Origin of the sequence: Pseudomonas sp. NPDC089752 (genome assembly GCF_044748725.1) — a bacterium.
Lineage (GTDB): Bacteria > Pseudomonadota > Gammaproteobacteria > Pseudomonadales > Pseudomonadaceae > Aquipseudomonas.
In genome coordinates this window covers 543,370-561,681 of sequence record NZ_JBIVGP010000001.1, presented here as the reverse complement: position 1 = coordinate 561,681, position 18,312 = coordinate 543,370, and the positions used below count along the sequence as shown (strand labels likewise).

The window sequence follows — 18,312 nt, the reverse complement described above, 5'->3', positions numbered from 1 at the left end:
TGCCTATGTCAGTATCGACCTTTAAGACCCTCAGCACCTTCACGGCTGTCAGCGTCCTGCTCAGCGCCTGCTCGGCCTTCCAGCCCAAGCCGTTTACCGAGGACGAGATGCGCCAGCGGGTGGTCGAAGACCAGGCGCGCATGTACAAGGAGCAGGAGCCGGTCAACGGGCCGATCACCTTCTACGAAGCCTCGGCGCGCGCCCTGAAGTACAACCTCGACTACCGCCTGAAGCTGCTGGAAAGCGCCCTGGCTTCGGACCTGCGCGATGTCTCCAGCCACGAGATGCTGCCGCGCCTGGTGGCCTCGGCCGGCTATGCCGGGCGCAACAACGATTCCGGCGGCACCTCGATCGGCATCGAGGACCGCCAGGTCAGCTTGCGCCCGTCCACCTCCGAGGAGCGCTACCGCACCCTGTACAGCCTGGGGCTGTCGTGGAGCCTGCTGGACTTCGGGGTCGCCTACTTCCGCACGCAGCAAAAGAACGACCAGATCCTGATGGCCGAGGAGCGCCGCGAGAAGGTCGCGCAGAATGTCCTGCAAGACGTGCGCAACGCCTACTGGCGCGCGCTCGGCGCCCAGCGCCTGCTGCCCGAAGTGGACGGCCTGCTGATGCGCACACACCGCGCCCTGACCGCCGCCCGTGAAGCCGAAGGCAAAGGCCTGCTGCCGCGCCAGGACATCCTCGCCTACCAACGTGCGCTGCTCGACTCGGTCTACATGCTCACCGTGCGCCGCCAGGACCTGGAGTTCGCCCGCGCCGAACTGGCCGCCCTGATGTCGCTGCCGCCCAACACCCGCATGGTGCTGGCCGACACCAGCGAACAGCCGCTGCCACTGTTGACCAGTAACGTCGAACAACTGGAGCGCCTTTCACTGGAACGGCGCCCGGAAGTCATGGAAGAGTGGTACCGCAAACGCGTGAGCATGAACGACCTGAAAATCGCCAAGGCCCAGTTGTGGCCGAACGTGAGCTTCAACTACGGCTATGAGTACGATTCCAACAAGTACCTGTACAACAGCGACTGGAACCAGACTGGCATCAATGTCTCGATGAACCTGCTGCGCCTGTTGCAGTACCCGGACATCGCCGCAGCGGAAAAAAGCCAGGAAAAAACCGACGACATGCGTCGCACCGCGCTGTCGATGGCGATCCTCACCCAGGTCCGCGTCGGCCTGCTGCGCTACCAGCTGGCGCGCCAGGAGGTGGAGTTTGCCGACGAAAGCCTGCGCGTGGACCAGAGCCTGCTCAGCTACGCCCAGTCCTCGCGCAACGCAGCGCTGGGCAGCGAGCTGGAGCTGATCCGCGCCGAAGGCCGCCTGCTGCTGTCGCGTTACCAGCGCGAAGCTGCCTACTCCGACGCTCAGGCCGCTTGGGGCCGGCTCTACAATTCGATCGGCTTCCAGGTCATGCCCAAGGAGATCGGGCAGCACGACGTGAAGACCCTGGCGCGGGAAATACAGAATACTGTGGAGAAACAGACCCAGGACAACTTGCTGGCGGCGGGCAAGTAGCCCCTACCTGCGCATGAACAAATCTTCATGATGGCTGTGAACGCCGTGATGACGGGGTGAAGGGCAAATGCTGCGGCTCATCACCCAGCACTTGCCTTGAGGGGGCGGGCCAGGTTGCGTAGCATCGCCGGCCCTTGGGGCCGCTGTGCGGCCCATTCGCGGGGCAAGCCCGCTCCCACAAGGACCCTACCGCCCCTTCAGAGCTGCCCATGCCCCAACCGATCCCCCTCAAGGACCACGAAAAGGAAAAGACCTTGGTCAACCGCCGGCTGCTGGCCTGCGCTGCCCTGGTCTTCAGCCTGGTTGCCGTCCTGGTCGGCCGACTCTACGTGCTGCAGGTGCTGCAACACGACCAGCAGACGGCGGTGTCGGAAAACAACCGCGTGCACGTGCTGCCCATCGCCCCCGAGCGCGGGCTGATCTACGACCGCAACGGCGTGGTGCTGGCCGACAACAAGCCCAGCTTCGACCTGACCATGACCCGCGAGCGCGCCGGTGACTCGGCCAAAGTGCTCGACACCCTGGCGCAAGTGCTGAACCTGGGCGAAGACGAGCGCAAGCAGTTCGACAAGGACCTGCGCCGCGGCCGCAAGCCGTTCGAGCCGGTGACCCTGATGGTCGGCCTGAACGAGGAGCAGATCGCCCTGGTGGCGGTCAACCAGTTCCGCCTGCCCGGCCTCGACGTCGAGCCGCAGTTCATCCGCGAATACCCCATGGCCGAACACTTCGCCCACTCGGTCGGCTATGTCGGGCGCATCAACGAGAAAGAAGCCAAGACCCTCGACAGCACCGAATACCGCGGCACCCAGTCGATCGGCAAGACCGGCATCGAACACTTCTACGAAGCCCAGCTGCACGGCCATGTGGGCTACGAAGAAGTCGAGACCAACGCCCAGGGCCGGGTGATGCGCGTGCTCAACCACCAGGCGCCGATCCCCGGCAAGGACATCATCCTCAGCATCGACAGCCACCTGCAAGTGGCCGCCGAGAAGGCCCTGGGCGACCGCCGGGGTTCGGTGGTGGTGCTCGACCCGGCCAATGGCGATGTGCTGGCGATGGTCAGCAATCCCAGCTTCGACCCCAACCTGTTCGTCAAAGGCATCAGCTTCAAGCAGTACGCCGCCCTGCGCGACTCGATCGACCGGCCGCTGTTCAACCGCGTGCTGCGCGGGCTGTATGCACCGGGTTCGACGGTCAAGCCGGAAGTGGCCATCGCCGGCCTCGACAGCGGCGTGATCACCCCTGGCAACCGGGTGTTCGACCCGGGTTACTACGAGCTGCCCAACTACGACCACAAGTACCGCAACTGGAACCGCAGCGGCGATGGCTGGGTGGACATGTACACCGCCATCATGCGTTCCAACGACACCTACTTCTACGACCTGGCGCACAAGCTCGGCATCGACCGCCTGCACGACTACATGGCCGAATTCGGCCTCGGCCAGAAGGTCTCGCTGGACATGAACGAAGAGGCCGCCGGGCTCATGCCTTCAGCCCAGTGGAAGCGCGCCACCCGCCGCCAGGCCTGGTTCCCCGGCGAAACGCTGATCCTCGGCATCGGCCAGGGCTACATGCAGGTCACCCCGCTGCAGCTGGCCCAGGCCACCAGCCTGCTGGCCAGTAAAGGCGTGTGGCACCGCCCGCACCTGGCCATGAGCGTGGGCGGCGAAACCCCGGTCGACCCTAACCCGATGCCCGACATCGTGCTGCACGACCGGCACGCCTGGGACCAGGTGAACCAAGGCATGCAGATGGTCATGCACGACCCGCGCGGCATCGCCCGCGCCGCCGCCGCGGGCGCCCAGTACCGCATCGCCGGCAAGAGCGGCACGGCGCAGGTGGTGGGGATCAAGCAAGGCGAGCGCTACAACCGCAACAAGACCCTCGAGCGCCACCGCGACAACGCCCTGTTCGTCGGCTTCGCCCCCGCCGACCACCCCAGCGTGGTGGTGGCGGTGATGATCGAGAACGGCGAGGCCGGTGGCCGCGTGGCAGGGCCCGTGGTGCGTGAGGTGATGGATGCTTACTTGCTGGATGAGCAAGGGCACCTGAAACCTGAGTATGCCGGTGGCGCGCAGGCTAAACCCGTTCCGCATATCTAGGCTGTACACCAATCCTTGCTCAAATTTAGAAAGCTGCATGCTTCCTGTGGGAGCGGGCTTGCCCCGCGATCACGGGCCAAGCCCGTGCCATCCAGCGCGGTGCCTGCTTTCGCGGGACAAGCCCGCTCCCACAGGAATCGTGCATCAATGCTCTGGATGCTGACTCGTGCGCTCCACTGCCAATGCCAGCGCATCCGCCTGGCCCCAAGCAATCTGCATCGCTCGCAGACCATGCATCAACAACTGCCGCGCTTCTTCATCTTCGATACGCTCAAGGGCACGACGACTGTCGCTGTAAGCGAACATCAGGTAATGGGAGACATTGAGCAGAACGTTTTCCATCGGCACGATCTTTTCGCCGATGGCGCGGGAGAGGGATTTGCCGGGAGGCAGTTCGAAGGAATGAGGTGGATCGGGGACGATTTTTTCATAGCAATTCCTTGAGGATTAAGGAGCTGCCACCGCCGTTTCCACACGAAGGGCGGCAACTGTACGCGGGGTGGAAAACCGGTCTTCAAGGAACCCCGGTAGGCCTCACGGCCTCCCGCGCACAGCTGCCATAACGGCAGACATCTTGAAGATTGTTCGGGTTTCCACACCCGATCGCTGAACCCTCAGCGACCCGAAAAGCCTAGAGGGTGGCGTTTCCCGGAACAATCAGACGCCTGTCGACAGGCAACGTAGGGTATTTCCCGAGACCTGATTCCTCCACCCCTACGTTGTAGGAAACATCTGAATCCAAAGCAGGACCCACCGCCTTAACGTCACATTTCGGTCACGCTACCGTCGTAATCTGCCGGGCAACTCTATGTCAAAGGTCGCCCAGCATGCTCCGCCTGCTGCTCTTGCTGCTTCCCCTGCTCCCCCTGAAGGCCATGGCCGAGCCGGTGCACCTGCGCGTGCAAGGCTCCAACACCATCGGCGCCTCCCTGTTGCCGGCCCTGGTGCAGGGCCAGTTGTGGGCACAGCAGGCAACGGCCATCGAGCAGCTGCCAGGGGCAGTTGAGAATGAAACCGTGATCAACGCCCGCAGCGCGGATGGCCAGGCGCTGCGCATCGACATTGCCGCGCACGGATCAAGCACCGGTTTTGCCGCTCTGGGCCGTGGCGAGGCCGACCTGGCCGCCGCCTCCCGCCCCATCAGCGATGCCGAAGTGCGCCAGCTCAAGGCGCTGGGAGACCTTCGCGCAGCCAGTGCCGAGCAGGTCATCGGCCTGGATGGCGTGGCGGTGATCGTCCACCCCGACAACCCTTTGCCACAGCTGACCACCGCACAACTGGCGCAGATCTTCTCCGGGCAGATCGAACGCTGGGAGCAACTGGGTGTGGCGGGTGGCGCGATCCATCTTTATACCCGCGACGACCGCTCCGGCACCTTCGAAACCTTCAAGGCGCTGGTGCTCGAACCGCACCATGGCGAATTGGCCAAGCGCGCCCTGCGCTACGAATCCAGCGATACGCTGGCCGAACGCGTCAGCGCCGATCGCCAGGCCATTGGTTTCAGCAGCCTGGCCGCCGTGCACGGGGCCAAGGTACTGGCGATTGCAGAAGGCGATGCACCGGCCATGCTACCGGACCGCTCGCTGGTGGCCAGCGAGGACTACCCGCTGTCACGCCGGCTGTACTTCTACTTGCCCGCCAATCCCAAGCCCCAGGCCAAGGCCCTGGCTGAATTTGCCCAGAGCCCGGCCGGCCAGGCCATCGTCGCCGAGCAGGGTTTTGTTTCGCAGCAGGTCAAGTCGCTGTCCGTACCGGCACAAGCCGACATGCCACCGCGCTACCGCAACCTGGCACAGCAGGCGCAGCGTCTGAGCGTCAACTTCCGCTTCCAGGAAGGCAGCGCCAGCCTCGACAACAAAGCGTTACGCGATGTGCAGCGGGTCGCCGACTACCTGCGCCAGGCAGGCAAACTGCAGAGCAAGGCGGTGCTGGTGGGCTTTGGCGATCCCAAGGAAACACCAGGCCGCGCCGCCCTGCTCTCGCGTTTGCGGGCCCAGGCGGTACGCCGAGAGCTGGCCCGCGATGGGGTTGAAGTACTGGAAGTAACGGGCATGGGCGATGAATTGCCGGTTGCGGGCAACGATCTGGAACAAGGGCGGTTGCGTAACCGGCGTGTGGAAGTGTGGGTTTACTGATCCTCGTCTCCTGGCAAAGAAATGTAACAGCTCACCATTCGGCATCACCCGCAAACAGGTCTAGGCTCAAGCCCATGTGATACCGGGCCCCTCTGACGGCGACTGCGCCGCCATGTCGGATCACTGTTGCCATGCAACGTCGACAATCAAGGAGGGGCTCATGACGGCTCTACACACATTCCTCACCCAACCATTCCTCGGCACCAGCACCTGGTTGTGGCTGGTTTTCATGGCCATCGTCATCGGCTTGCTGGTCCTCGACCTGGGGGTGCTGCACCGCCAGGACCGCGAAATCGAAATGCGCGAAAGCCTGCTGCTGTACTCGGGCTATTTCAGCGTGGGCGTGCTGTTTGGGGCGTGGGTGTGGTACGAGCTTGGTGCACAATCGGCGCTGGAGTTCTATACCGGGTTCCTGGTCGAGCAATCGTTGTCGATGGACAACGTGTTCGTCATGGCGATGATTTTCGGCTTCTTCGCCATCCCCCGCCGCTACCAGCACCGCGTACTGTTCTGGGGCATCCTCGGCGTGGTGTTCCTGCGCGCGATCATGATCGGCGTGGGTGCGACACTGGTGCAGAACTTCGAATGGGTGTTGTACATCTTTGGCGCATTCCTGCTGTTTACCGGGGTGAAGATGGCGCTGTCGAAGGAGGACAGCCACGTGGACCTGGCCAACAACCCGGTGCTGAAATTCGTCAGGCGGCACATGCGCGTGACCGATCAGATTCATGGATCGCACTTCTTCGTTCGCCTGACCCCGCCGGGCGAAAGCAAGGCATTGCGTTACGCCACGCCGCTGTTCCTGGCGCTGGTGCTGATCGAACTGGCAGATCTGGTGTTTGCGGTCGATAGCGTGCCGGCGATCTTTGCCATTACCCAGGATCCGTTCATTGTTTATACGTCGAACATCTTTGCCATTCTGGGGCTGCGCTCGCTGTACTTTGCCTTGTCGGCGTTGATGCACCGGTTTGTGTATCTCAAGTATGCGTTGGCGCTGGTGCTCATCTTCATTGGATGCAAGATCTTCTACCACGGGATGGTGGGCAAGGTGCCGGCATTGCTGTCGCTCGGTGTTACGTTCGGGTTGTTGCTGGGTGGGGTGGTGGTTTCGCTGATCAAGACCCGGGGGCAGAAGGAAAAAGTGCCCCAAGTGAAAGTATGAAGTTTTTCTGTGCTGGCCTCTTCGCGGGCAAGCCGGATCGCCGGACCGCCGCTCCCACAGGTTCGCCACTGCCCTCAGGCTCAGTGGAAAACCTGTGGGAGCGGCGGTCCGGCGATCCGGCTTGCCCCGCGAAGAGGCCAGTACATGAAAATATCACCTGCTGCTACGCAACATCTCCACCGGCACATACTTGCCGATCTCATACTTGCCAATCGCCGCGCGGTGCACCTCATCCGGCCCATCGGCCAACCGCAGAGTGCGCTGCATGGCGTACATGTACGCCAGCGGGAAATCGCCGCTCACCCCTGCCCCGCCGTGTATCTGAATGGCCCGGTCGATCACCTTCAGGGCCACGTTCGGCGCGACGACCTTGATCTGTGCTATCTCGCTGCGGGCAACCTTATTGCCCACCGTGTCCATCATGTAAGCGGCCTTCAGGGTCAGCAGCCGGGCCATGTCGATTTCCATGCGCGAGTCGGCGATCTTGTCGACGTTGCCGCCCAGGCGCGCCAACGGCTTACCGAAGGCAGTGCGCTCGACAGAGCGTTTGCACATCAACTCCAGCGCCCGTTCAGCCATGCCCACCGAACGCATGCAGTGATGGATGCGCCCTGGGCCAAGGCGCCCCTGGGCGATCTCGAAGCCACGACCTTCGCCGAGGATCACGTTGTCGTAGGGCACACGCACATTCTCGAACAGTACTTCAGCATGGCCATGTGGGGCGTCGTCGTAGCCGAACACCGGCAATGGCCGGACGATCTTCACCCCCGGCGCGTCAGTCGGCACCAGCACCATCGAGTGCTGCTGGTGGCGCGGGCCTTCCGGGTCTGAGAGGCCCATGAAGATCATTACCTTGCATCGCGGGTCGCAGGCGCCGGAGGTCCACCACTTGCGGCCGTTGATGACCCACTCGTCACCGTCACGCACGGCGGTGGCTGCCATGTTGGTGGCATCCGAAGAGGCCACGTCCGGTTCGGTCATGGCGAACGCCGAGCGGATTTCGCCCCGCAGCAGCGGTTCCAGCCACTGGCGCTTCTGCGCCTCGCTGCCATAGCGCACCAGCACCTCCATGTTGCCGGTGTCCGGCGCCGAGCAATTGAACGGCTCCGGTCCCAGCAGCGAACGGCCCATGATCTCGGCCAGTGGCGCATATTCCAGATTGGTCAGGCCGGCGCCGTATTCCGACTCCGGCAAGAACAGGTTCCACAGGCCCTCGGCGCGGGCTTTGGCCTTGAGCTCTTCCATGATCGCGGTGGGCTGCCAGCGGTCGCCCTCGGCAACCTGGCGCTCGAACACCGGCTCGGCGGGATATACATAAGTGTCCATGAACGCGGTGACGCGCTCGCGCAGTGCCTGGACCTTGGGCGAATAGGCGAAATCCATCGGGGCTACCTTCACGGTTCGAAGTACATGGGCAGAGCCTAGAGCAGCGCGCCTCAATCTACCTAGTCTATTTTCCGCGTGTATAAACATTCATAACCGATATATGATCGGGCAATAATTCCAACAAAGAGCGGCGCGCATGAACCTCAGCAAGGTCGACCTCAACCTGTTCATCGTCTTCGATGCAATCTACACCGAAGCCAACCTGACACGTGCCGGGCAGATCGTCGGCATCACTCAGCCGGCGGTGTCCAACGCGCTGTCGCGCTTGCGCGAAACCTTCAATGACCCGCTGTTCGTGCGCACCGCCCAGGGCATGGTGCCGACGCCCATGGCGCAAAACATCATCGGCCCGGTGCGCAACGCCCTGGCGCTGCTGCGCACCTCGGTGCAGGAGAGCCGCATCTTCAACCCGCAGCAGGCCAACAAGACCTTCCGTATCAGCATGACCGACCTCACCGAGGCGGTCATCCTGCCGCCGCTGTTCCAGCGCCTGCGCCGCCTGGCTCCGGCGGTGCTGATCGAAAGCTTTTTGTGCAAGCGCCGCGAGACTACCAAGGAGCTGGCTGCCGGGCGCCTGGACTTTGCCGTAGATGCACCCCTGAACACCGACCCGCAAGTGCGTCACGTCAAGCTGATGCAGGACCGCTACGTTTGCGCCCTACGCCAGGGTCATCCGCTGGCCGAGGCCAAACTGACCCTCGACAGCTACCTTGGCATGACCCATATCCATATTTCCAGCCGCCGCAACGGCTTGGGCTACGTCGACCTGGCACTGGGCAAAATGGGCGTGCAACGCAAGGTCGCGCTGCGTTCGCAGCATTACCTGATGGCCTCGCAAGTGCTGCAGCAGACGGATATGACCATGACCGTTCCTGAACGCTTCGCCCGTCGCCATCAGCTGCGTTATCAGCCGCTGCCAGTGGACGTACCGCCATTGGAAACCCATCTGTATTGGCACGAAAGCACCGACCAGGACCCAGCCAACCGCTGGATGCGCGAACAGATCATCGAGTTGTGTGAGCGAGTGGTGGCCGAAGAAGAACGGCCGCTTCAACCTGCTTGATGTGAGAATGATTTTCTCCTTAATGGCCTCAAGAGAAAAAATTATCTCCGCCGATAAGCTACGTTGAATAAAAGGGCGAAAATCTTCTTCGCCCACGCGGGTACGCTATCTGCATCGATCGCCGAGCCACGGTGACACTCCAGGACCTGCCTGCATGCAAAGCGCCCCGCTCTATTTCGACTACGCCGCCACCACACCGGTCGATGACCGAGTCATCGAAACCATGCTCACCTGCCTTGGGCGCCAGGACAACTTCGGCAACCCCGCCTCATCGGGCCACGCCTACGGCCAGAATGCCCGCAACGTCGTCGAACAAGCCCGTCAGAAAGTGGCTGAGCGGGTCGGTGCCGCAGCCGATGACCTGGTGTGGACCTCGGGCGCAACCGAGTCCAACAACCTCGCACTCAAAGGCATCGCCCAGGGGCTCGGCCAGTCGGGCCACTTGATCACCAGCCAGCTGGAGCACAAAGCGGTGCTCGACACCGTCAACGAGCTGGAACGCCTGGGCTGGTCCGTAACTCGCCTGGCACCGGATGCCGCCGGCCTGATCCAGCCCGACCAGGTGCAGGCCGCATTACGCGCCGACACACGCCTGGTCTCACTGATGGCTGTCAACAACGAGCTGGGCACCATCACCGATTTTGCCGCCATCGGCGAGCGGGTGCGCGCCCACGGCGCCCTGTTGCACGTGGATGCAGCCCAGGCAGTGGGCAAACTGGCCATCGACTTGCGGGCCATGGCGGTCGACCTGATGTCGTTCTCGGCACACAAGGTGTATGGCCCCAAAGGCATCGGCGCGCTGTACGTCGGCCCGCGCGCCCGCGAGCTGATGCGTGCGCAGATTCACGGTGGCGGCCATGAACGCGGGCTGCGCTCCGGAACGCTGCCGACCCATCAGATCGTCGGCATGGGCAGCGCCTTCGCTCTCGCCGGCCAGCCTGGTGACAGCGAACACCGGCGCATCGAGCAGCTCGCCGGGCACTTGCGCGAAGGGCTGGTGGCGCTGCCCGGCGTGAGCCTTAACGGCTGCGCCACCCAGCGCATCCCGCACACCCTGAACCTGTGCATCGAAGCTCCAGGCTTCAACAGCGCGACGTTGGCCACGGAGCTTGCGTTATCGACCACCTCGGCGTGCAACTCGGCAAGCAACGCGGCCTCGCATGTGCTGCTGGCCTTGGGACTGGATGAGCAACGGGCGCGCAAGAGCGTGCGGGTGAGTATTGGACGGTTTACCAGCGAAGCCGAGGTGGACAAGGCGATCGAGGTGTTTGGCCGGGTGGTGGCGGCGGCGTCGATCGCGCTGTGGTGAAACCGTCTCAGGCAGCAGCTTGCTTAAAGGAAGGTGAACACCTTTGAAGCCGGCAAGCGCGACTTGTTCAGCCCGGCGTTGAAGTCCGCCTCGCTGCGATAACCCAGGCACAGCACCACCACACTGCTGTAACCCTGCTCGCGCAAGCCCAGCTCGGCGTCCATGATCTTGCTGTCAAAACCCTCGATCGGCGTTGCGTCCAGACCATGAGCCGCAGCGCCGAGCAGCGCGGTGCCCAGGGCCAGGTAGGTCTGCTTCTCCATCCAGTGCTGCAGGTCTTTCTGGTCGAAGCGGTGCAGGTTCACATAGTGACGACGGCTCTGATTCTGCCCGGCGCGGGCCTGATCATCGCGGAAACGTCCATCTGCCGCTTCCTGATCGAGCACCGCGTCCAGGTGCGCTTCGCTCATCTCGGTGCGGGTGCAGAACACGATCACATGAGAGGCATCGAGGATCTTCGGCGTGTTGTAGGCGTAGCCTTCGGCCGTGCTCTTGGCCAGGCGCGCCTTGCCTTCGGCGCTGTCGGCAACGACGAAATGCCACGGCTGCGAGTTGACCGAGGACGGGCTGTGGCGTAACTGCTCGAGCAAGGCATCGACGGTGGCCTGGGGGATCTTGCGGGCGGCATCGTAGGCCTTGGTGGTGTAACGGCGCTTAGCCAGGGAAACGGTATCCATGCTGCAACTCCAATAGGCGGAACGGGATGTGGGTGCATAGTATCTTTCCTGCAAACAAGAAAAACCGGCAAAATGCAGCAACACTTTCATCGTTGGAGTGAAAATGCTGCGCATCTCCGATTTGGAACTGTTCGTCCGCAGCAGCGCGTTGGGCAGCTTCACCGCCGCTGCACACGAAGCCGATTTGCTGCCTGGCCAAGTGGCTGCTGCGATCAAGCGCCTGGAACGCGAGCTCGACGTGCGCCTTTTCGCCCGCACTACCCGCAGTTTGCGCCTGACCGCCGAAGGCGAGCTGTACCTGCCCACCGCCCAGCACGTATTGGCGACCTTGCGCCAGGGGCATGATCAGTTGCACGGCAGCCACAGCACCTTGCGTGGGGTGCTGCAGGTGTCGGCACCCTCGGACATCGGCCGCAATCTGCTGCTGCCCTGGCTGAGCGCATTTCGTCGTCAGCACCCAGCGCTGAACCTGCGCTTCTTCCTCTCCGATCAGATGGCCGACTTCAGCCGCGACCCGGTGGACGTCGCCATCCGCTATGGCTTGAACCAGGACGCCAACTACATTGCCTTGCCGCTGGCGCCCTGGAACCGGCGGGTGCTGGTGGCGTCCCCCAGCTACCTGGCCCGGCACGGCCGCCCGCGCGCCCCCGAAGAGTTGCAGCAACACGACTGCCTGCTGTACCTGCAGCACAACCGTGTGTACGACAAATGGCAACTTGGCAACCGCACCGTGCAGGTGCGCGGGCCGTTGGTCAGCGACGATGCCGACGTGGTGCGCCGCTGGGCGCTGGAAGGCGAAGGCATCGTCTACAAGTCGTGGCTGGACGTCAGCGCCAACATCGCTGCCGGCGAGCTCGAAGTGCTGCTGCCGGAGCACCAGGGCGAGTCCACCCCCGTGACCCTGGTATGCCCGCATCGCAAACAGCTGTCGCCTGCCGTGACGCAGCTTCACCAGTGCCTGCGCGAGCACTTCGCGGCGCTGCAGCCTGCACAAATGTTCTAAACCGGCGATTGCGTCTGGGGTAAGGTGAACTGCCCTGCCCCTCTGTAGTTACCTCGCCATGCCCAACTGGATCGACCTCAAGCAAGACGCCGACACCGGCATCGAGTCGGTCCGCGCGCATTTCGTCGGCCACGCCTACGACCCGCACTGGCACGACAGTTTTCTGGTCGGCTACACCGAACAGGGGGTGCAGCAGTTCGATTGCCGCCGGGTGCGTCACCGCAGCACGCCCGGGCATGTTTTCTTGCTCGAACCCGGTGACATTCACAACGGCCACGCGCCGACCGAAGAAGGCTTCACCTATTCCACGCTGTACCTTGAGCCAACGTGGCTGGAAGCCGAATTGCGCGCACTGTTCGAGCAGGCACCCAGCGACAGCCTGCCGAGCATTGCCGACCCGCTGTGCCATGACCCGCGCCTGGTCGGTGCCACCGCGCGGGCATTCCAGGGCGTGCATGGCGCAGAACTGCGCATAGTCCGGCAAACCGCCACCGACGACCTGCTCAGCTGCCTGACCGGCCATCTGCACTGGCGCAAGCGCCTCAACCCCGACCCGCGCCTGCCACTGACCGCGCAGCGTGCGCGCGATTACCTGCATGCCCATCTGGACCAGGACATCGGCCTCGATGACCTGGCGCACGCCTGCGGCATCGACCGTTTCCGCCTGACCCGGGCGTTCAAGGCCGCCTTCGGCCTGGCGCCGCACGCCTATCTGATCCAGCTGCGCCTGGCCCGTGCACGGCGCCTGCTTGCCCAGGGCCAGACACCGACCGAGGTGGCAATGGCCCTGGGCTTTGCTGACCAGAGCCACCTGGGCCGCTGGTTCCGCCGTGCGTACCAGCTGACGCCAGCGGACTATCGGCGCCGCTGCACAAACCTTCCAGACTGAGACGCAGCAATGATTGAGCATGGTGCTCTGTTCACTCGGAGCCGCTCAGCATGTCACACGCGTTGTTGCCCTTCATCCTCTTTGCCCTGGTCGCCAGCATCAGCCCGGGGCCGACCAATCTGTTGATCCTTGGCCACGGCGCACGCAACGGCATGCGCGCCTGCCTGGCGCCGATCCTGGCAGGCTGTGGCGCAGCGGCGGCGGTCGTGCTGCTGGTGGGGTTGGGGCTGGGTGAGTTGCTATTGCGTCACCCACTGGCCCAGCAGCTGATGAGCTGGACCGGAGTGCTGTGGCTGAGCTGGCTGGCATGGCGCATCCTGCGCAGCGCAGGGCAGCCGTTGGACGTCAGCGCAGCCAGACCATTTGGTGCGCTCAGTGCAGCGTCGTTGCAGGTGGTGAACCCGAAAGTGTGGATGATGGCGGTGGCGGTGATTGGCGTGTTTGCGGCACCCCAGCTGCCGGTATGGCAGTTGGCGCTGGTGTTTCTGTTGATCGCCCTGCCTTGCATGACGGCCTGGGCGTTGCTGGGGGTGGGCAGTGCGCGCTGGCTGCAGGCGCCGGGGCGGTTGCTGTGGTTCAACCGGGGCTTGGCGGGGTTGTTACTGGTGTCGGCCTGGGCGGCGCTGCTTGGCTGAAATGGATGTGGCTGTGCCGGCCCTTTCGCGGGGCAAGCCCGCTCCCACAGAATCACTCTGCCCTTGAGGAATGTGGAAATCCTGTGGGGGCGGCGGTCCGGCGATCCGGCTTGCCCCGCGAAGGGGCCGGTGCTGACCATCACCCTTTCAAGGCGTCGCGAAACCGCCGGGTGCTGGCCATGGCCAGCAGCAAACCGACCACCGCCACGCTCCCGCCAACCATGCCGATATCGGCCACACCCATCTGGCTGCTGACGATACTCCCCAGCAGCGCCCCGCCACCGATGCCGATGTTGTAGATCCCCGAAAACAGCGCCATGGCCACGTCCGTGGCATCGGAAGCCAGCTTCAGGGTCTTGGACTGCAGCGACAGGCTGAAGCTGAGGATCGCAACGCCCCAGAACATGCTCAGCGCAGCGAACAGGTAGAAGTTACCCGACAGCGGCAGCAGCAACAGCAAGCAAGCCGCCAGCAGGCCGATCGAGCCAACCAGGAAGCCATGCGGGAAGCGGTCGCTGTAACGGCTGAACAGCAGCGAACCAAACACACCGGCGCCGCCGAACAGCAGCAGCAACAGCGTGGTGCGCTCGCCACCGATCTGCGCCACATGCAGGGCGAACGGCTCGATGTAGCTGTAGGCGGTGAACTGCGCGGTGATCACCAGCGTCACCAGCACATAGGTGATCACCAGCGCCGGGCGCTTGAACAGGATCGGCAGGCTGCGCAGCGAGCCTGAGTTCTGGCTGGGCAGCAGCGGCAGCGATTTCATCAGGCACAGCATGGTGGCCAACGCCACCCCGGCAATGCTGAGGAAGGTCACCCGCCAACCCAGCGCCTCGCCCACCACCCGTCCCAGCGGGATGCCGAGGACCATCGCCAAGGTAGTACCGGTCGCCAGCAAACCCAGGGCCTTGGCCTGCTGACCCGGCGGTGCCACGCGTACCGCCAGCGAAGCGGTGATGGCCCAGAACACGGCATGCGACAGGGCGATGCCGATACGGCTCACCAACAGCATGGCAAAGCTCTGCGACAGCCACGACAGCAGGTGGCTGACAATGAACACCAGGAACACGAACAACAGCAGGCGCCGCCGCTCGATGTTGCGCGTCAGCAGCATCATCGGCAGCGAAGCCAGCGCCACCACCCAGGCATAGATGGTCAGCATCAGGCCGACCTGCGCGGTGGTCATGTCGAAGCTGCTGCCGATGTCGCTGAGCAGCGCCACCGGCACGAACTCCGTGGTGTTGAAGATGAAGGCCGCCAGGGCCAAAGCGATCACGCTCAGCCAGCTGCCGCCGCCCGTAGCCGGCGGCAGGTCGGTGGGGATGGGTCCGTTCATGGGTGGTTGTCTGTTCTCCGCAGGCAAGGCGAAAGGACGCGCGTCAGGGGCCAAGTAGCGGCCGCGCTGAGGCACGGGTTTGTTATTGGAGGGAATGCCGGCATGGTACGCGTCCATATCCCGCCTCACAAGCCACGATGCCTGCTACGTCAGCGCAGCCAGCGATCAACCTTGCAGTGTGGCCATGTCGATCACGAAGCGGTACTTCACATCTCCGGCGATCATGCGCTCGTAGGCCTGGTTGATGTTACGGATATCGAGCATCTCGATGTCGCAGCGGATGTCGTGCTCGGCGCAGAAATCCAGTACTTCCTGAGTCTCGGCGATGCCGCCGATCAACGAACCGGCCAGCACTCGGCGCTTCATCACCAGGTTGGCGGCGTGCACGGCCGGGTCGATCGGCTCGATCAGGCCCACCAGAATGTGAACACCGTCGAACTTCAGCGTTTCCAGGTACGGATTGAGGTCGTGCTGCACCGGAATGGTGTCGAGCAAGAAGTCGAAGTGGCCGGCGGCCGCGCGCATCTGCTCGGCATCGGTGGACACGATCACATGGTCAGCGCCCTGCCGGCGGGCTTCTTCGGCCTTGGCCTGGGAGCGGGTGAACAAGGTCACCTCGGCGCCAAGCGCCTTGGCCAGCTTGATGCCCATGTGGCCCAGGCCACCCATGCCGAGAATGCCGATCTTGTGGCCGGGGCCGACGCCATGGTGCTTGAGCGGCGAGTAGGTGGTGATACCGGCGCAGAGAATGGGTGCTGCGCTGGGCAGGTCCATGCCTGCAGGGATGCGCACCACGAAGTGCTCGCTGACCACGATGCTGCTGGAATAACCACCCAGGGTGTTGCTGCCGTCGACCCGGTCAGGGGTGGCGTAGGTCATGGTAGGGCCTTCCAGGCAGTACTGCTCCAGGTCCTTGGCGCAGGCTTCGCAGTGGCGGCAGGAGTCGACCATGCAGCCAACACCGACCAGGTCGCCGACCTTGTGCGCCGAAACCTTGTCGCCCACTGCAGTGACACGGCCGATGATCTCGTGGCCAGGCATCAGCGGGTACACGGCAATGCCCCACTCGTTGCGGGCCTGATGGATGTCGGAGTGGCATACGCCGCAGTAGAGGATCTCGATGGCGACATCGTCCGGGCGCGGGCTGCGGCGCTCGAAAGTCATGGGGGCCAGCGGGCTGGTTGGGGTTTGGGCGGCGTAACCGATGGCGGTATACATGCGGGACCTCGCGAAGAAGTGAAACGATTCAGGCGGCGCATTCTGCGCGCCCGTGCCTGCCGTGCCCACGGCAGATTCTCCGGTATGCATGCCTGATCCTCCGGACCTTCACTGCTCCATCTAGCGCTGGCTTGCCAATCTGCGATGATGCGACTGTCTGATTCTCTGCCCTGGTTCATCATGCAACTGACCCGCCACGTCGACGCCAACGCCCCGCTGTGCACGCTGATCCGCAGCCTTGCCACTCGCCCAGGCTTCGTCCCCACGCACCTGCCTCAGGTGCAGGTCTTGAGCTGGGATCACTATGTGGCCAGCAGCCCGCAGATCTACGAACCGAGCCTGATGATCCTGGCCCAGGGCAGCAAGCTTGCGCGCCTGGGGCCGCGAACCCTGGAGTACGGTGCCGGGCATTACCTGGTGCAGGCACTGTCGGTGCCGTTCATGTGCGAAACCTTCGCCACGCCCGACGAACCGTTGCTGGGCGTGGCGGTGGACATCGACCGCGGCGTGCTCGGTGAGTTGGTGCAGAGCATGGCGTTGGCACCCGACGCGGGGGTGCAGGCGCAGACGCCGCAATCGATGACCTCGGCGGCGCTCGATGGGCCGATGCGCGATGCCGTAGAACGCCTGCTGCATTGCCTGCAGGACCCGGTCGACGCCAAGGTGCTGGGCCCTGCGCGAGTCCGCGAGGTCTTGTACACCGCGCTGCGCGGTCCGCAGGCCGGCGTGCTGCGGGCGCTGGTCGAACAGCAGGGGCATTTCGCCCGCATCGGCGCCGCCCTCGCCCATCTGCGCGAGCACTACAGCGAACCGCTGAGCGTGGAGGCGTTGGCCGCGTGCGCGAACATGAGCGTGTCGACCTTCCACGAACACTTCAAGCGCTGCACCGACATGGCGCCAATGCAATACCTCAAGCGCCTGCGGTTGCTCAAGGCGCAGCAGATGCTGATTGGCGAAGGGCTGGGCGTGGCGCAGGCGGCGCACCGGGTGGGCTATCAGAGCACTTCGCAGTTCAGCCGCGAATACAAGCGCCAGTTTGCCCGCAGCCCGGGGGATGAACTGCCGTATCAGAGTTTGCCTGTGTGATGGGGGCTGCTTTGCAGCCCATTCGCGGGGCGAGCCCGCTCCCACAGGATGGGGTTTGGCGCAGATCTGTGGGAGCGGGCTAGCCCCGCGAATGGGCCGCAAAGCGGCCCCAATCACTGCCGCCCGACCATGGCGACGATGGCAGCCTGTAACTCATCCTTGGCCTGCTTCGCCTCCAGCTCCCCCGTCGCCGCCGCCTGCGACAACGCATCAGCCGCTCCCACCATAAGGCGCATCCCCGCCGCGCCAATATCACCGCTCGGCGCGAAACCGCCCAAGGCCGCCCGGCACTTGTCGAGAAACGGCTGCTCGTAATCACGCTTGATCGCCTCCAACTCCGGCGAACCGGCCAACGCAGCCGACACTCCTGGCATCTCCCGCCCCTGCGTCATCACACAGTCCACGTAGGCCTCGGCAATCACCCTGGCACGGCTGGCCAACGTCGCCTCACAACGTCCCAGGGCCTGCTCGAGCATGAGCGACTGGCGCGCGTCGTAATCCTGATAAAGCGCCGCCAACAGACCAGTGCGAGTTTCAAAGTGGTCGTAAACCACCGGTTTCGTCACACCGGCCTGCTCGGCAAGACGCCCAAGGCTAAGTGCATCGGTGCCCTCTTCCCGCACCAGTTGCCAGGCCACATCGAGTAGCTGCCGGCGGCGCTGTTCACGGGATAGTCGCTTGCGCGGTTGATCTGGTTGATCGCTTGACATCGATTACCTACCAAAAGTAACTTACTAATCGTAACTTACCTTGAGTATATAGCGCTCAAGGCATCAACGCATCCTTGCCTTAGG

General features: G+C 63.8%; 16 protein-coding genes. 10 read left to right on the top strand and 6 right to left on the bottom strand.

The window, feature by feature from the left end:
* Window positions 1–5: 5 nt before the first annotated feature.
* Together ACIPZF_RS02550 and mrdA are read left to right on the top strand one after the other, a co-directional pair.
* Window positions 6–1,514: a TolC family protein gene (locus ACIPZF_RS02550; RefSeq protein ID WP_400794900.1), complete on the top strand. Its 1,509-nt coding sequence runs from the start codon at window positions 6–8 to the stop codon at window positions 1,512–1,514.
* Window positions 1,515–1,723: 209 nt separating this feature from the next.
* Window positions 1,724–3,616, top strand: a complete 1,893-nt coding sequence (mrdA, locus tag ACIPZF_RS02545) for a penicillin-binding protein 2 (protein WP_400794899.1) — start codon at window positions 1,724–1,726, stop codon at window positions 3,614–3,616.
* A 144-nt stretch (window positions 3,617–3,760) separates the two neighbouring features.
* On the opposite strand, the gene ACIPZF_RS02540 is transcribed toward mrdA, so the two are convergent.
* Entirely contained in the window at window positions 3,761–4,039 is a 279-nt protein-coding gene (locus ACIPZF_RS02540) for a hypothetical protein (RefSeq protein ID WP_400795020.1), read from the bottom strand.
* 404 nt (window positions 4,040–4,443) lie between these two features.
* On the opposite strand from ACIPZF_RS02540, the gene ACIPZF_RS02535 reads away from it, so the two are divergent.
* Window positions 4,444–5,751, top strand: a complete 1,308-nt coding sequence (locus ACIPZF_RS02535; protein ID WP_400794897.1) for a substrate-binding domain-containing protein — start codon at window positions 4,444–4,446, stop codon at window positions 5,749–5,751.
* Window positions 5,752–5,911: 160 nt separating this feature from the next.
* Window positions 5,912–6,913, top strand: coding sequence for a TerC family protein (locus ACIPZF_RS02530; RefSeq protein WP_400794895.1), 1,002 nt, complete (start codon window positions 5,912–5,914; stop codon window positions 6,911–6,913).
* Between the two features lie 153 nt (window positions 6,914–7,066).
* On the opposite strand, the gene ACIPZF_RS02525 is transcribed toward ACIPZF_RS02530, so the two are convergent.
* A complete protein-coding gene (locus tag ACIPZF_RS02525) occupies window positions 7,067–8,296 on the bottom strand; it encodes an acyl-CoA dehydrogenase (protein WP_400794894.1) in 1,230 nt (409 codons plus the stop codon).
* A 139-nt stretch (window positions 8,297–8,435) separates the two neighbouring features.
* On the opposite strand from ACIPZF_RS02525, the gene ACIPZF_RS02520 reads away from it, so the two are divergent.
* Together ACIPZF_RS02520 and ACIPZF_RS02515 are read left to right on the top strand one after the other, a co-directional pair.
* Window positions 8,436–9,362, top strand: a complete 927-nt coding sequence (locus ACIPZF_RS02520; RefSeq protein WP_400794892.1) for a LysR family transcriptional regulator — start codon at window positions 8,436–8,438, stop codon at window positions 9,360–9,362.
* Window positions 9,363–9,516: 154 nt separating this feature from the next.
* Window positions 9,517–10,671 carry a cysteine desulfurase family protein gene (locus ACIPZF_RS02515; RefSeq protein WP_400794890.1) on the top strand — a complete coding sequence of 385 codons (1,155 nt, stop codon included), beginning with the start codon at window positions 9,517–9,519 and terminating at the stop codon, window positions 10,669–10,671.
* A 23-nt stretch (window positions 10,672–10,694) separates the two neighbouring features.
* On the opposite strand, the gene nfsB is transcribed toward ACIPZF_RS02515, so the two are convergent.
* Window positions 10,695–11,348: an oxygen-insensitive NAD(P)H nitroreductase gene (gene nfsB / locus ACIPZF_RS02510; RefSeq protein WP_400794888.1), complete on the bottom strand. Its 654-nt coding sequence runs from the start codon at window positions 11,346–11,348 to the stop codon at window positions 10,695–10,697.
* A 103-nt stretch (window positions 11,349–11,451) separates the two neighbouring features.
* Here nfsB and ACIPZF_RS02505 point away from each other — a divergent pair, with 103 nt between their 5' ends.
* The 3 genes from ACIPZF_RS02505 to ACIPZF_RS02495 are packed head-to-tail and all read left to right on the top strand — an operon-like array spanning window position 11,452 to window position 13,875.
* Window positions 11,452–12,351, top strand: a complete 900-nt coding sequence (locus ACIPZF_RS02505) for a LysR substrate-binding domain-containing protein (protein WP_400794886.1) — start codon at window positions 11,452–11,454, stop codon at window positions 12,349–12,351.
* A 58-nt stretch (window positions 12,352–12,409) separates the two neighbouring features.
* Window positions 12,410–13,240: an AraC family ligand binding domain-containing protein gene (locus tag ACIPZF_RS02500; RefSeq protein ID WP_400794884.1), complete on the top strand. Its 831-nt coding sequence runs from the start codon at window positions 12,410–12,412 to the stop codon at window positions 13,238–13,240.
* A gap of 50 nt (window positions 13,241–13,290) precedes the next feature.
* A complete protein-coding gene (locus ACIPZF_RS02495) occupies window positions 13,291–13,875 on the top strand; it encodes a LysE family translocator (protein WP_400794882.1) in 585 nt (194 codons plus the stop codon).
* 139 nt (window positions 13,876–14,014) lie between these two features.
* Here the strand turns inward: ACIPZF_RS02495 and ACIPZF_RS02490 are convergent, their stop codons facing one another.
* Together ACIPZF_RS02490 and calA are read right to left on the bottom strand one after the other, a co-directional pair.
* Entirely contained in the window at window positions 14,015–15,214 is a 1,200-nt protein-coding gene (locus ACIPZF_RS02490) for a sugar transporter (RefSeq protein WP_400794880.1), read from the bottom strand.
* 165 nt (window positions 15,215–15,379) lie between these two features.
* Window positions 15,380–16,432 (bottom strand): vanillin reductase, encoded by a 1,053-nt coding sequence (gene calA / locus ACIPZF_RS02485; RefSeq protein WP_400794878.1) that lies wholly within the window; start codon window positions 16,430–16,432, stop codon window positions 15,380–15,382.
* Window positions 16,433–16,612: 180 nt separating this feature from the next.
* Between calA and ACIPZF_RS02480 the strand changes: the two genes are divergently transcribed.
* Entirely contained in the window at window positions 16,613–17,518 is a 906-nt protein-coding gene (locus ACIPZF_RS02480) for an AraC family transcriptional regulator N-terminal domain-containing protein (RefSeq protein WP_400794876.1), read from the top strand.
* 113 nt (window positions 17,519–17,631) lie between these two features.
* On the opposite strand, the gene ACIPZF_RS02475 is transcribed toward ACIPZF_RS02480, so the two are convergent.
* The gene (locus tag ACIPZF_RS02475) at window positions 17,632–18,228 is read right to left on the bottom strand and encodes a TetR/AcrR family transcriptional regulator (protein ID WP_400794874.1); all 597 of its coding nucleotides are present in this window, start codon (window positions 18,226–18,228) and stop codon (window positions 17,632–17,634) included.
* Between the last annotated feature and the right edge of the window lie 84 nt (window positions 18,229–18,312).